This window comes from Cloacibacterium normanense (genome assembly GCF_003860565.1).
GTDB classification, from domain to species: Bacteria; Bacteroidota; Bacteroidia; order Flavobacteriales; family Weeksellaceae; genus Cloacibacterium; species Cloacibacterium normanense.
Window position 1 is genome coordinate 898,263 of record NZ_CP034157.1, and the last position, 14,255, is coordinate 912,517.

Consider the following 14,255-nt stretch of genomic DNA (forward strand, 5'->3'; position numbering starts at 1 on the left):
TAAGTAATTTTTGTAAAATTTAAGATTGAGTTTTAGCTCAATTTTTAACTTTCAATTAAATAAAATGAATAAAGGAATCATCATTTTGGACTTCGGTTCACAATATAACCAATTGATTGGTAGGAGAATACGCGAAATGGAAGTATATTCGGAAATTCTACCTTTTAATACCTCTTTAGAAGAAATAAAATCCAAAAATCCTGCGGGAATTATCCTTTCTGGAGGTCCGAGTTCTGTAAATTCTCCAGATGCACATTTGGTAGAAAAAGAATTATTCGAATTGGGAATTCCAGTTTTGGGAATTTGCTACGGAATGCAACTTACAGCACATCTTTTGGGCGGAAACGTAAAAAAAGGTGAAAAAGGAGAATACGGAAAAGCAACTCTAGAAATCACGAAATCTAATCCGCTTTTTACAGGAGTAAGTAGATTTTCTACCGTTTGGATGAGCCATTTTGATGAAGTGGAAACTTTGCCAGAGAATTTTGAAATTTCAGCAAAGTCTGGAGTAATTGCAGGGATTTTTAACGAAAAGAAAAATATTTATTGTGTTCAGTTCCATCCAGAAGTTTCGCACAGTGAATTTGGAGCTAGAATGCTCGAAAACTTCGTTTTCCAGATTTGTAAAGCAGAAAAAAATTGGAAACTGACCAATTATATCGAAAAAACTGTTGCTGAAATCCGTGAAAAAGTAGGAAATGACAAGGTCATTCTTGGGCTTTCTGGTGGTGTAGATTCATCTGTAGCTGCGGTTTTGATTCATAAAGCTATTGGTGACCAGTTGCAATGTATTTTTGTAGATACTGGGCTTTTGCGTAAAGATGAAGGCAAAAAAGTAATGGAAAATTACGGAGAGCATTTCCATATGAATATTGATATGGTAGATGCTTCAGAAAGATTTTTGTCAAAATTAGCTGGAGTTTCAGACCCAGAAGAAAAACGAAAAATCATCGGTAGAGAATTCGTAGCCGTTTTCGATGAAGAATCTCACAAATTTGAAGGCGCTAAATTTTTAGCTCAAGGAACCATTTATCCAGATGTTATTGAATCTCAATCGGTAAAAGGTCCTTCTGCAGTGATTAAATCTCACCACAATGTAGGTGGATTGCCGGAAGAAATGAAACTTCAACTTCTAGAACCGCTTCGTGAATTATTTAAAGACGAAGTAAGAAAAGTTGGCGAAGAATTGGGAATTCCGCATCATTTGGTTTACAGACATCCATTTCCAGGACCAGGTTTAGGAATCAGAGTTTTAGGAGAAGTAGATGCCGAAAAAGTGAAAATATTACAAGAAGCAGATGATATTTTCATAGAAGAATTGTATAAAAATGATTTGTATGAAAAGGTTTCTCAGGCTTTTGTGGTGTTACTTCCCGTAAAATCTGTTGGAGTAATGGGAGACGAAAGAACGTATGAATACACCGCTGTAGTTCGCTCTGCGAATACTACAGATTTTATGACGGCAACTTTCAGTCATTTTCCTTGGGAATTTTTAGAAAATGTATCGAACAGAATTATCAATGAAGTGAAAGGAATCAATAGAGTCGCTTATGATATTTCGAGTAAACCACCAGCAACAATTGAGTGGGAATAAATTGTAATATAAGAAGATTACACTGATTGATAAATTAAAATCCTGTTGAAAAACTTCAACAGGATTTTATTTTTTAGTTTTTGCTTCCGCCACTGTCTTTTTCTACATTGGTTTTAGAATTTTCTTTTACTTTCTGGTTACCGAAACGTTTTACGAATGTAAGAGAAATGCCTCTTGCGTCCCAAATGTTAGAATTTCTGAAAGATCCTATTTCTGTAAAAGTGGTTCTGTCAAATTTTGGAGACATAAAGATGTTACTTAATCTCAAACTAGTTTCAATTTGTGATTTTGGAAAAATCTTTGTGGCTGAAATATTATGAAAAAGCATCGTGTTATTGGCAAAAGAATTTCCGCTATGCTGATTAAATATCCCTATCCAAGCATTAATGTTTATGTTTTTATTCAGCAAATTGGTGTAAGAAATGTTAGTAGAACCGCCGATATTACTAAAATAATTTTTCGCATTGATGATATTGTTTTTTGCATAAAAATCACTGTTATCTGTATAACTGTAATTAATACTCAGATTTACATTTAATTTGTTTTTTAGGAAGGTTTGGTTGGTGTTAAAATTAACATTATATTTTTTAACAGCGCCATTAAAATTAATAGGAATATCTATAGTTTTTCCATCATTTATATAAAAGGTGTTCCAGTAATCTTGATTAGAAAACATATAAGAAGTAGAAATATAATATTTTTTATAGAGACCAAATTTAAGTTCTACTCTGTTGCTTGGATTAGGTTGTAAATCCATATTTCCTTGGCTGTACGTTCCATTACTATTGGGCATTAAAAAAGGATTGAATTCTGCGTAATAAGGTCTCCAAATTCCTCTGTTGTAAAAACTGCTGATGTTAAAATTTTCTGTTAAAGTATATTTTAATAAAATATCAGGAAGCCAAGTTCCGTAAGAATTTGTTTTCTCAATACTTCCTACATTTTGTATTATTTTATAATGAATATATTCATATCTGAGTCCAATTCTGGTTTCTAATTTTTTGAAAAAAGTTTTGCTTACATTGGTATATACAGAATTTAGATTTTCTAGATATTGAAATCTATTGCTTTTAGAATGATCAAGATTCCAGTTGTTTTGGTTTAAAAGATAATAATCATTAGGAATTACATTGTTTTTAAAATCTATTTTACCACCCATTTCTAGATTAATTCCTGATTTTTCAAATGGTTGCGTGTAATCTAATTTTAGATAATAATTTCTGTTTTGGTTATCACTTACAATTTTACTTCCAGAAGAAATTGGAGCAATTTCTTGACTTAAAATAAATTCATTATTAGATTCTTCATTGTAATAATTGACCCCTAAATTAACATCAAAAATTTTATTTTTTACCTTGTCATAATATTTGTAAAAAACATTGCTGCCAATACTTTTATGGTCTCCGTTAGTGGATTGGTTTTGGGTAAAAGAGTTTTGAAAAACAGTATCTAAATAACTGCTGCCAACAGCAATAGCATTGTTGTTATATTTATACTGAAAGTATTCTAAAATTAAACCTATGTTGTTTTTGCTATCTAGTTCTAGCTCTGAAGTCGAAGAAAAAGTAGGAACTTTATTTAGATTATTACTATCTGTAATTACGTTTGTTAAAGATTTATTAGCATAAATATAGTTTTCATTTGTACTGCTGTACACATATTCTCCATTACTATAACCGCCTGATAAAGTTTGGGTAAAATTTTTCTTGTGATAATTAAGGTTAAAATTAGAATATTGTGAGTTCTTTTTATTCTGAGTATTGCTTAAAGAAACGCTTCCTTTTACACCTTCGTTTTCTAATTTTTTTAGAATAATATTAATTACAGAACCCGCACTTTCATATCTTGCAGAAGGATTTGTAATCACTTCTATTTTCATGAGATTATCTGCAGGAATGGTTTTTAAATATTCTTTTAGTTCTTTTCCAGTAAAAACAGATTTTCTATCATTAATGTAAACCGTTACATTTTCACCTTCAGATTTTAGCGTTTCGTCATTTTCAACACTAATTAAGGGAGTCATTTTTAAAACTTCCCAAGTTGTATTACCTGCCAAAATAGAGCTGTTTGCTACATTAAAAACGGTGCGGTCAACTTTATTTTCTACAGTAGGTTTTTTTCCGACCAAAACGACTTCTTTTATTTCTTTCTGTGTTGTACTGTCTTTTTTAGTTTGAGATAAAGTTAAAATAGTGCATAACATTCCTGATGTTACGAAGATTTTTTTCATGATTATTGGTTTATAGAATATTATTGAGCGGTGAAAATACCAAAATCAATGTTAGTATTTCTATCATTCTGTCTTTTTAATTTTATTTTAACACATATAGTATTTCTAAAATGATAATTTTAACAATTTTTATGTTACTTTTAGTTAAAATTTTTATTTTTGAAATAAACAAAACATAAATGATTATGAAAAAAATAGCTTCTATTTCGTTTTTTCTGATGGTTAATTTCTTGTTTTCTCAAACTTCTGAAGTGAAGATAGAAGGAGATTATAACGGAGATGGCAAAAAAGAATTTGCATACGCTACGGTTTCAGATTGTAGTGATGAATGCGAAGGGAATTGTATTACTACCATTCATTTTTCCGATGAAAAAATTAAACCGATTACCATCAAAAATGCTAAAAACGGCGATATCTATAACCTGAAAGATTTAAACAATGATGGCGCAGATGAAATAGGATTTTATCCGAATTGGTGTACCAGTTGTTGGCATTCTTTTTATGTCTATACTTTTAGAAATAATGAATCGAAATTCTTGGTAAAACCTATTCCTACGCATTGTTTGCAGTGGGAAGAAAATAAATTTCCGATTGAAAAAGATCCTCTGAAAAAAGGATTTGTAAGAATTACTTCAAGTGTTTGGAAAAATGATAAAATCAAAGTAGAAACCAAATCTGTGAAGCTCAAATAATGATTTTTGTCTTATTTTCTTAAATTATTTTCTGCTTAGCATAATTTAGTCCTTTTTGAATGATAATTTTGCATCTTCAAATTTAAATGATTGTTTAAAATTAATGAAGATGAAGAAAATTCTTTTATTCAGTTTTGTATTGTTCAGTTTGGCGATTTTTGCACAAAATGATTCTAAAAAAGACACCATTTCTAACTATTCTAAAATCTTAAGAAACACCAGTTTTAGCGGTTTGTTGCAGACCAGATATTTGGTTTCTCTCACAGAAAATGTAGATGTAAACGGTGTAAATATAGCAGACCAACAGAAATTAGTATCCAATAGTTTTAACGTAAGAAGAGCAAGATTTTTATTAAAATCTAAAATTAATGACCGTTTTGACTTGGGAATGATGCTTAATTTTGCGGAGTTTAACAGCAGTAACCTTACCGGAAAAGTCCTAGAACAAGCTTTTGTAAGATATTCTCATAATAAGCATCTCAAAATTCAATTAGGGCAGTTCCGTCCGTATTTTGGGATAGAAGACGAAATTCCGAGTGAGTTTATCAAGTCTGTAGATTTCTCAAATGGTTATTATTTATTGGGGAAAAACGGTTGGCAAAGTTTCCAAACTGGAATTGCTGTTTATGGTGATGTCAATAATGCTAAAAATCCTTTGAAATATTACATAGGAGCTACCAATGGAAATTCTCGTGGTTCTGAAATTGATAATGACCAAAGCAAACACGTTTATGCCAGATTAGAAAAGGATTTTAAAGAAAATTTAAAAATTGGAGTGAATGGCGGAATTGGCAGTTACATCAATCAATCAGGAAATGTAATCGGGGCAGATGTAGAAAAAACCTTTGCCATCAATCCGAAATGGAATCTAGAAATCATCTCAGAATACAAAGAAGGAAACAATTTTTCAGAATTTGGAGTTTCTAAGCTTTCGCCAAAACCAGAGCTGAAAGATTTTAGATTCAGAAGTTTTTATATCAATCCTATTATTCGATATAATCTGAATTCCCCAAGACTAAGAAGCATAGAATTCTCTAACCGATATGAATATCTAAATCCTAACTATCAATTAGAAGGCAATGTAAGAACTACTTTTACGCCAATGCTTACATTAGAATTCGCTGACCAATATTTTGCTTGTTTGCAAATAGGAGCCATGATTGATGATTACAAGAGAAATGTTCCACTTACTTCAGAATATGATCATACTACTATGTTCGTACAAGTTCAGGCGAGATTTTAGTGATAAAAAGCATTTTTTCTTTTCTAAGAAAACCCTTATTTTTAGAAAAATTTTTAAAATGAAAAAACTAATAATCTTATTAACTATTCTCAGCAATTCATTACTTTGGGCGCAATCGGAAGAAAATAATACCATCACTTTTAATTTTGAAAATACGTCTGTTGCTCTTCCTCAATCTAGTTTCTACAGTACTTTACAAATTTTAGATATTAGAAAGCAAAAAGAAGATGTAGGTTTTGTGAAATATGGAGGTCAAAATTCCAAGAAGAAACTATTGCTCTCTAAAACGATAGAAAATATTTTTAAAGATTATTTTAATCAATTGTTACCGCAAAATTCTGTTTCTAAAAATCTTACTTTTCTTTTGAGAGATTTCTATATTTCAGAAACGCCTAATCAAGCTAATTTTCTATTAAAAGGAGCATTTTTTGCTCAAGAAAATGAAACTTACCACTTAATCTCTAAAGTGGAAAAGAAAATATCATTTAATAGCACGGATAAACTCATATCACTTCAAAAACAAGTTAATAATTTGATTTCTACTGAAATCAAAACCGCTATGGAATCTAATAATTTTCTATTGGAAAGAACATTTACATTAAATGATATGATTTCTTATGACGACATAATGAAAAGTGAAATTCCATTGTATAGTAATAATAAATATCCAGACGGTATTTACAAAAGTTTCGAGTCTCTTAAGCATCTGAAGCCAGATTTTCCTATTCAGGAAATTGTTTTGTCGCCTTCAGGAATTAAAAAAATTAAATACAAGGACAATTCTGGAGAAATTGTCAATGCAAAACCTATTGCTTATGCTATTATTAAAGACAATAATATTTATATCAAGGGACTTAATTTCTACGGAGTAATCAAAGAAAAAAATAATTTTTACTTCGTAGGAGAAGTTATTCAAGGTCCTTCTTTTGGTGATGTACTTCTAGGTACTGCAATTGGTGGAGTAGGAGGCGGAATTGCTATGTCACAATCTACTACACTTACCTATAAATACAGAATAGATTACGAATCTGGTGAGTTTGTAAGAGATTAAAATTTTTGCTCTATTTTAAAAATCGTATTTTTGCCAAATGAAAGTATCATTTGCAGATTTTGATTTGCCAAAACAACTCAACAGCGCTTTAGAAAAATTAGGAATTTCTGAGCCTACTCCTATTCAGCTGAAATCTTTTTCCCCAATTATGTCTGGAAAAGACGTAATGGGAATTGCACAAACCGGAACCGGTAAAACATTAGCTTATCTTCTTCCAGTTCTTAAAACTTGGAAATACAATAAAAACGGAAGTCCAACTGTACTTATCCTTGTTCCTACGCGTGAATTAGTGGTGCAAGTTGCCGAAGTTGTAGAAAAACTGACAGAAGATATGTCAACTAGAGTTTTAGGCGTTTATGGAGGCGTAAATATCAATACTCAGAAACTTTTGGTTTACGAAGGTGTAGATATTTTGGTGGGAACTCCGGGAAGAGTAATGGATTTGATGAAAGATGCTGTTTTGAACTTGAAAGATCTAAAAAAACTGATTATCGATGAGTTTGATGAAATGCTTTCATTGGGTTTCAGAAGACAGTTAGAAGATATTTTCACGATGATGAGTGAGCGCAGACAGAACATTCTTTTCTCTGCAACGATGACGGATGATGTAGATGCCATGCTAGACGAATATTTCAAAAATCCTCAGGAAATTTCTTTAGCAAGAAGCGGAACTCCACTCGAAAAAATAGCTCAATCTGCTATTCCGGTGAAGAATTTTAATACCAAATTAAATCTATTAGTTCACTTGTTAAGAACGCAGGATGAATTTGAGAAAATTCTAATTTTTGCCAATAATAAGAGACACGCCGATTTAATTTTTAATAAAATAGACGAAGAATTTCCGGGAGAATTTGGGGTGATTCACTCGAATAAATCTCAAAATTTCAGATTGAGAACCATGAAATCTTTCTCAGACAATGAATTGAGAGGAATTATTACTACTGATGTTATGGCGAGAGGTCTTGATATTCCAGATGTTTCACACGTTTTTAACTTTGAAATTCCAGAAGTTCAGGAGCAATATATTCACAGAATTGGTAGAACGGGTAGAGCAGATAAAGACGGAATTGCGATTTCTTTTTACACGCCAAAAGAAGAAGAACGTTTCATAGAACTGGAAATGTTTATGAACAAGGAAGTGAAAAGAATAGAATTTCCAGAAGAAGTGAAGGTTTCTGAGGTGAAAATTGCTTCGGAAAAAGAAGTTGTAGTGATGAAAAATCCTGTTCAGTATAAGAAAATTGAACCGGGATCTGCTTTCCACGAGAAAAAAGATAAAAATAAAAAAGTGAATCTTGGTGGACCAAGCAAAAGAAAACCACCCAAAACCAAACCAGGAAACAGAGCTCAAGCAAAGGCAAAATCTATTGCAAAGAGAAAAAAGAAATAATAAAAAAACCGCTCCGAATTTCGGAGCGGTTTGTTATTTTAAATAAGGATACATCACTTTGGTCCAGATTTTATAGCCTTCAGGTTTCATGTGTAGCATGTCTTCTAAGTATAAATCTTTTCTAATGCTGCCATTTTCATCATTCATGCTTTCTGTGACGTCTATAAATTCTGCATTTTTCTTAGCATTCATGAAGTTTTGAATTTTTTTATTCACTTGCTTCATAGTCGGCCAAAATTGTTCTCTACTTGGTGAATATTTGATGGAAACGTAAGCGATGTTGGCATTTGGATAATGAGCTCTTACCGTTTTATAAAATTGTTTAAATCTTTTAAATACTTCTTTTGCAGAAGGTTTTTCGGCATGTGCAATGTCATTTTCGCCGCAATAGATGATCACTTGTTTTGGTTGATAAGGATTGAGTAAATCTTCGGCATAGTAATTTAGATTAAGCAATCTAGAACCTCCAAAAGCTCTATTGATAATGGTTTTATCAGGAAAATAATCTGCTGCGTCTTTCCACATGGTAAAAGATGAACTTCCTAAGAAAAGTATAGCATCTTTTGGTGGTGTTTTTTCTGAATCTAATTTTTTAAAATGTTGAATGTCGTCATAAAAATCTGCTTTTTGAGCAGCTAGAGAACCGAAAATGAATACAAAAAAGAGGAATGAAATTTTAAGAAAATTCTTCATGATAAAAATATTAGGATAAACTTTTCAAATTTTGGGAAACCTAAATTACTTATTGAGCAATTCTCTTATGAAATTCATCAGTTTATCAATATCATTTTTAGTTGTAGCAATTCCTACAGAAATTCTTGTTGCGCCACGCATTTTTCCTAAAAATTTAATCATGTCTTTATAATCACCTTGTTCGTGAGAAGAGTAGTAGGTTGCTAATTCATTGTCTGTTAGGCAATTATTAACTTCGTCAATACCGGGATTGCAGAAACAACCTGAACGCAACGAAATGTTATGTTGATTTGCCATTTCTTCTATTTGCTCGAATTCATAACGAATGCCTTCTTCGTTATAAAACCCTAAAATAATGGTTCCTCCAAGATTCTGATGGTCTTTTGGTCCGAAAATCTGAATTAATTTTCTACCATTATCGTGTAGTAAACTTTCTAAATTTTCGAATAGATATTTTCTGAGCGAAGCAACTCTTTCATTAATGCGCTGAATTCCTATATTTTCGATATAATCTAAACCAATTTTTACCGCAGGAATGTCTAAATAATTGAGCGTTCCATCTTCGAATCTCTCGTGGTTATTAATCAAAAAATGATGAATGGCATTTACCGAAACCAAACTTACGGTTCCACCTGCAAACCATGGTTTTTGTAGTTTTTTAAACTTTTCTTTATTTACCAAAAGGCAACCAATTCCTGTAGGATAACCAAAAATTTTATAAAAAGAAACACAAACAAAATCTGGTTTTACTTCCTTTAAGTCTAATTGATTCGTTGGTACAAATGCTGCTGCATCTAGTAAAACATCCCAACCTAAATCCTGTGCTTTTTTAATCCAAGACAAATCGTGTTTCACGCCAGAAACGTTTGACTGTGCAGGAAAAGCGAAGAGTTTATTTTCAAAATTTTCAGATTCTTGAAGTTTTTCCATCACGAAATTTTCGTCCATTCTTAAATCCTGATAATAGATAGGAGCGTACGTTACTTTTCCACCTTTTGATAGACAAAATTGACGAATTCCATTTACAGAATTATGGTTGTCTGCAAGAAGTAAAAAATGTGATTTTTCGTTGAAAGGATAAGATTCTCCTACAATTTTCAATGCATTAGAAGCGTTTTGGGTAAAAATGCAGTAATAATCTTCCGCATTGAAGTAGTCAATTACCTTTTGTCTTGCTTCTTCTACCAATTTTGTAGACAATTGAGAAGTAGGATTGGTAGAATGCGGATTGCCGAGAATATTATTAATCAGCAAATCTTGATGTTCCAAAATCTGTGATTTAGCATAGAGATTTCCTCCCGTAAAATCTAGATAAACTTGCTTGTGTGTATCTAAACGTTTGTATTCTACATTTCTCAGAATTTCGAAGAAATCATTGTGTGCTAAAACGGTCTTATTCTCTGCTAATGCATTCATTTTTACTTTTTTTCAAAAATAAAAAAAAAATCACAGAATTCTCTGTGATTTTGTGAAAGTTATTTTGAGCATATAATGAACGAGTTCATTAGTACGCCATTTCTACGATTTTTTTAGCATCTTCAGGTTTTACAATGCCTTTTTCGCCAATCGCTAACCAATTTCTCGCAATAAAAGCTTCTTGAATTTTTTCTGCTGTTCCTTGGTAGTCTTCAGTGTATTCAGATAATTTGGTTTTTATCCCTAAACTTTGGAAGAAAGCTTCCATTTTTTCTATTCCTTTCAGCGCTTTTTCTTCAGTAGTGCCTTCTGTTACATTCCAAACACGTTCTGCATATTGTGCTAATTTTTCTTTTTTAGCCTCAAAATTATAACGGTAATGAGAAGGTGCAATAATGGCTAAAGTTCTAGCATGGTCTATACCAAATTGAGCAGTTAATTCGTGACCAATTCCGTGAATTGCCCAGTCAGAAATGACTCCTTTTTGAATCAATCCATTTAAAGCCATGGTACAACTCCACATAAAATTAGCAGCTGAATCATAATCGAATTCTTCTTCCATCATTTTTGGAGCAATTTCTTGTAAAGTTTGTAAAATGCTTTCTGCAAAACGGTCTTGAAGTGTAGCAGAGGTTTTTACAGTCATATATTGCTCTAAAACGTGAGTGTAAGCATCTGTAATTCCGTTTGCAATTTGTTTTTTAGGAATTGAACGAATCACTTCTGGATCTAAAATAGAAAATTGAGGGAATAAGCCAGGACCTCCCATTCCTAATTTCTGACCGATTTCTCTTCTAGAAATTACTGCACCAGAATTCATTTCAGAGCCTGTTGCAGGAAGCGTAAGTACAGAAGCAAATGGCAAACCTTTTCCCTCTTCAGTTCTAATTCCATTTTTTAAAATATCCCAAGGTTCTCCTTCATAATTGGCTGCTGCAGAAAGGAATTTAACTCCATCAATTACAGAACCACCACCTACTGCTAACATGTAAGTGATGTTTTTTTCTTTGATAATTTTTAAAGCTTCTAATAAAACTTCGTATTCTGGGTTTGCAGGAATTCCACCAAATTCTTCCCAGTTGTAGCCTTCTAATGCTGCTTTTACTTGGTCGTAAACGCCATTGGTTTTAATGCTTCCGCCTCCGTAAAGTACTAATATTTTTTCTGTTTTCGGGATTTCTCTAGAAATTTTAGAAATTTCGCCTTTACCGAAAATAATTTTTGTAGGATTTTTAAATTCAAAATTTAACATATCAATAAATTTTTTCCCAAAATTACGAAATAAGATTCCGAAAGTGATGAAAATTAATAAAAATTTAAGATTGAAAATTTCAATTATATGCTATAAATAAAGAGTTTTTCATACCTTTGTTTCATGATTAATGAAGCCCGCTTAGAAAAATTTCGTCAGGTTGTAGAGAATAAATTTCAGATTTATAACAGCTTGTTTATGAGCCTTCCGTATGATAAAATGACCAACATCGGAATGCTTTTGCCGTTTCTTTATGAAGAAAGTAGAAATGGTTACGAAGAAGGAAAATCTCCAGAAGAAATTGTAGAAGAATTCTTCAAAAAACATACAGAAGTTACTACAGAAGAACAGAAGCAGGAACTGCTTTTTAAGATTATTCAATATATCGAAAGGCAAGTGGTACTTTTTGACAGTATAGAAGATGCAGCTTTTCAACAGTTGCATTCAGAAAGTGATGCTGGAACGGTAATGCAGTTGCATGAAAGAGCTTTGCAAGAACATAAATTAGGAAAAGTTCGCGAAAAGTTAGAAGATTTTGCCGTAAAAGTGGTTTTTACAGCGCATCCTACACAGTTTTATCCGAATGCTGTACAAAGAATTTTGCATGATTTGCGTTCTGCTATTTTAAAAGATGATATCAATGAAATAGACCTTTTGCTTCAGCAGTTAGGGAAAACTCCTTTTGTAAATAAAGAGCGACCAACTCCGCTAGATGAAGCATTAAGCATTATTTTCTACTTGAGATATGTGTATTATGATACAATTGGTGAATTGTATAAAAAACTGAAACAATCTTTCGGAAGTGAAGATTTTGAAATTCATCAAGACGTTTTTCAATTAGGTTTTTGGCCAGGAGGAGACAGAGATGGGAATCCTTTTGTGACGGCAGATGTTACGCTGAAGGTTGCCAATGAACTCAGAAATTCTATTCTCAAAAATTATTACAATCATTTAAAAGATTTAAGAAGAAGATTAAGTTTTAGAGGCGTTTCAGAAGTTTTAGAAAAATTGAGCAATGAATTGTACAATAACATTTTCAAAAACGAAAACTCTATTTCTAGCGAAACGATTTTAAAATATTTATCAGAAGCAGAACATATTCTGAAAACGCAACATAATGGACTTTTTACCAATATTTTGGTAGATTACAGAGACCGAGTTAAGATTTTTGGGACACACTTTGCAACTTTGGATATTCGTCAAGACAGTAGAATTCATCAAAAAGTGATAGATGAATTGGTTACGAAATATTCTAAACAAAAAGTTGCAGAACTTACCAATTCTGAAAAAGTAAATATCTTGATTTCTGAACATATTCTGGCTCTTCCTGATGATTTCGAAGATGAAATCATCCGAGAAACGCTGAAAAGTGTCATCAATGTTAAAGAAATTCAGGTAAAAAATGGCGAAAGAGGAATGCACCGTTACATTATTTCTAATTCTGATACCGTAGAAGATGTGATGAATGTTTTCGCTTTATTTAAAGTTTGTGGTTATGAAGATAAAGATATCAACATAGATATTGTTCCGCTTTTTGAAACCATGGAAGGTCTTGCGAATGCAGAAAAAGTGATGCAGGATTTATACAATGATGAAGTTTATCAAAAACATTTGGTGAAGAGAAAAAACGTGCAAACAATTATGCTCGGTTTTTCTGATGGAACCAAAGATGGTGGTTATTTAAAAGCCAATTGGGAAATTTATGCCACAAAAGAGAGACTTTCTAAAGTTTCTGAAGAGAATGATGTAAAAGTGATTTTCTTTGACGGTAGAGGAGGGCCTCCAGCTCGTGGTGGTGGTAAAACGCACCAGTTCTACGCAAGTCAAGGAAAAACAATTGCCAATAACAAAATAGAATTAACAATTCAAGGTCAAACCATTACTTCGGTTTTTGGAAACAAAGATCAAGCGAAATATAATTTTGAGCAACTTTTGACTGCTGGAATCGAGAATGAAGTTTTTAAAAATCACAAAAAAGATTTAACCGAGAAAGAAAGAACTTTAATTGAAGAATTGGCAGAATTGAGTTACGAAAAATATGTTGATTTAAAGGAAAATCCACTTTTTGTGCCTTACTTGCAAGAAATAAGTACGCTTCAATATTATGGGAAAACCAACATAGGAAGCAGACCTAGTAAACGTGGTGCAGGAAATGAATTGAAGTTTGAAGATTTAAGAGCCATCCCGTTTGTGGGAAGTTGGAGCCAATTAAAGCAAAATGTACCAGGATTTTTTGGTTTTGGAACTGCAATTAAAAAATTAAAAGACGAAGGCAGAATAGACGAAGTAAAAGATTTATTCAGAAATTCTGATTTCTTTAAAACTTTGGTGCTTAATTCTATGATGGCGATGAATAAATCTTATTTTCCTCTAACCTATTATATGAAAAATCATCCTAAATTTGGGGCGTTTTGGCAAGTTTTGTTCAGTGAGTATGAATTGTCTAAAGAAATGATGTTCGAAATTACAGGTTTCCATAGTTTGATGGAAGAAGAACCAGTAGGAAGAAAATCCGTGAAAATTAGAGAAAAAATAGTGCTTCCGTTGTTAAGTATTCAGCAGTATGCACTCATGAAATTACAGAAAAACGAAGGAGATAGAGTAACGCTCGAAAAATTAGTTACTCGTTCCCTCTTCGGTAACATTAATGCGAGTAGAAATTCGGCATAGAAGAGCCAAGTAAAAAGTAAGCCT

10 protein-coding genes are annotated in these 14,255 nt (G+C 32.1%); 6 read left to right on the top strand and 4 right to left on the bottom strand.

Annotation, left to right across the window (positions count from 1 at the left end; genetic code table 11):
• The first annotated feature begins 64 nt into the window (after positions 1-64).
• Positions 65-1,594 (top strand): glutamine-hydrolyzing GMP synthase, encoded by a 1,530-nt coding sequence (gene guaA / locus EB819_RS04125; RefSeq protein WP_069798288.1) that lies wholly within the window; start codon positions 65-67, stop codon positions 1,592-1,594.
• Between the two features lie 73 nt (positions 1,595-1,667).
• Here the strand turns inward: guaA and EB819_RS04130 are convergent, their stop codons facing one another.
• Entirely contained in the window at positions 1,668-3,824 is a 2,157-nt protein-coding gene (locus EB819_RS04130; RefSeq protein WP_069798290.1) for an outer membrane beta-barrel family protein, read from the bottom strand.
• A gap of 185 nt (positions 3,825-4,009) precedes the next feature.
• Between EB819_RS04130 and EB819_RS04135 the strand changes: the two genes are divergently transcribed.
• The 4 genes from EB819_RS04135 (at position 4,010) to EB819_RS04150 (ending at position 8,200) form a co-directional block, all read left to right on the top strand.
• Positions 4,010-4,516, top strand: a complete 507-nt coding sequence (locus EB819_RS04135; RefSeq protein ID WP_245993221.1) for a hypothetical protein — start codon at positions 4,010-4,012, stop codon at positions 4,514-4,516.
• Between the two features lie 109 nt (positions 4,517-4,625).
• Complete coding sequence (locus EB819_RS04140; RefSeq protein WP_069798502.1) at positions 4,626-5,759, top strand: porin; 1,134 nt, start codon at positions 4,626-4,628, stop codon at positions 5,757-5,759.
• 58 nt (positions 5,760-5,817) lie between these two features.
• The gene (locus tag EB819_RS04145; protein WP_069798292.1) at positions 5,818-6,810 is read left to right on the top strand and encodes a hypothetical protein; all 993 of its coding nucleotides are present in this window, start codon (positions 5,818-5,820) and stop codon (positions 6,808-6,810) included.
• A 37-nt stretch (positions 6,811-6,847) separates the two neighbouring features.
• Complete coding sequence (locus EB819_RS04150) at positions 6,848-8,200, top strand: DEAD/DEAH box helicase (protein ID WP_069798295.1); 1,353 nt, start codon at positions 6,848-6,850, stop codon at positions 8,198-8,200.
• Between the two features lie 33 nt (positions 8,201-8,233).
• Here the strand turns inward: EB819_RS04150 and EB819_RS04155 are convergent, their stop codons facing one another.
• The 3 genes from EB819_RS04155 to EB819_RS04165 all read right to left on the bottom strand — a co-directional run bounded on the left by EB819_RS04155 (position 8,234) and on the right by EB819_RS04165 (position 11,561).
• A complete protein-coding gene (locus tag EB819_RS04155; RefSeq protein ID WP_069798298.1) occupies positions 8,234-8,893 on the bottom strand; it encodes a GDSL-type esterase/lipase family protein in 660 nt (219 codons plus the stop codon).
• Positions 8,894-8,938: 45 nt separating this feature from the next.
• Positions 8,939-10,309: an aminotransferase class V-fold PLP-dependent enzyme gene (locus EB819_RS04160; RefSeq protein ID WP_069798299.1), complete on the bottom strand. Its 1,371-nt coding sequence runs from the start codon at positions 10,307-10,309 to the stop codon at positions 8,939-8,941.
• Positions 10,310-10,397: 88 nt separating this feature from the next.
• Positions 10,398-11,561, bottom strand: a complete 1,164-nt coding sequence (locus tag EB819_RS04165; RefSeq protein ID WP_069798301.1) for an iron-containing alcohol dehydrogenase — start codon at positions 11,559-11,561, stop codon at positions 10,398-10,400.
• Between the two features lie 123 nt (positions 11,562-11,684).
• Between EB819_RS04165 and EB819_RS04170 the strand changes: the two genes are divergently transcribed.
• Entirely contained in the window at positions 11,685-14,231 is a 2,547-nt protein-coding gene (locus EB819_RS04170) for a phosphoenolpyruvate carboxylase (protein ID WP_069798302.1), read from the top strand.
• The last annotated feature ends 24 nt before the right edge of the window (positions 14,232-14,255 follow it).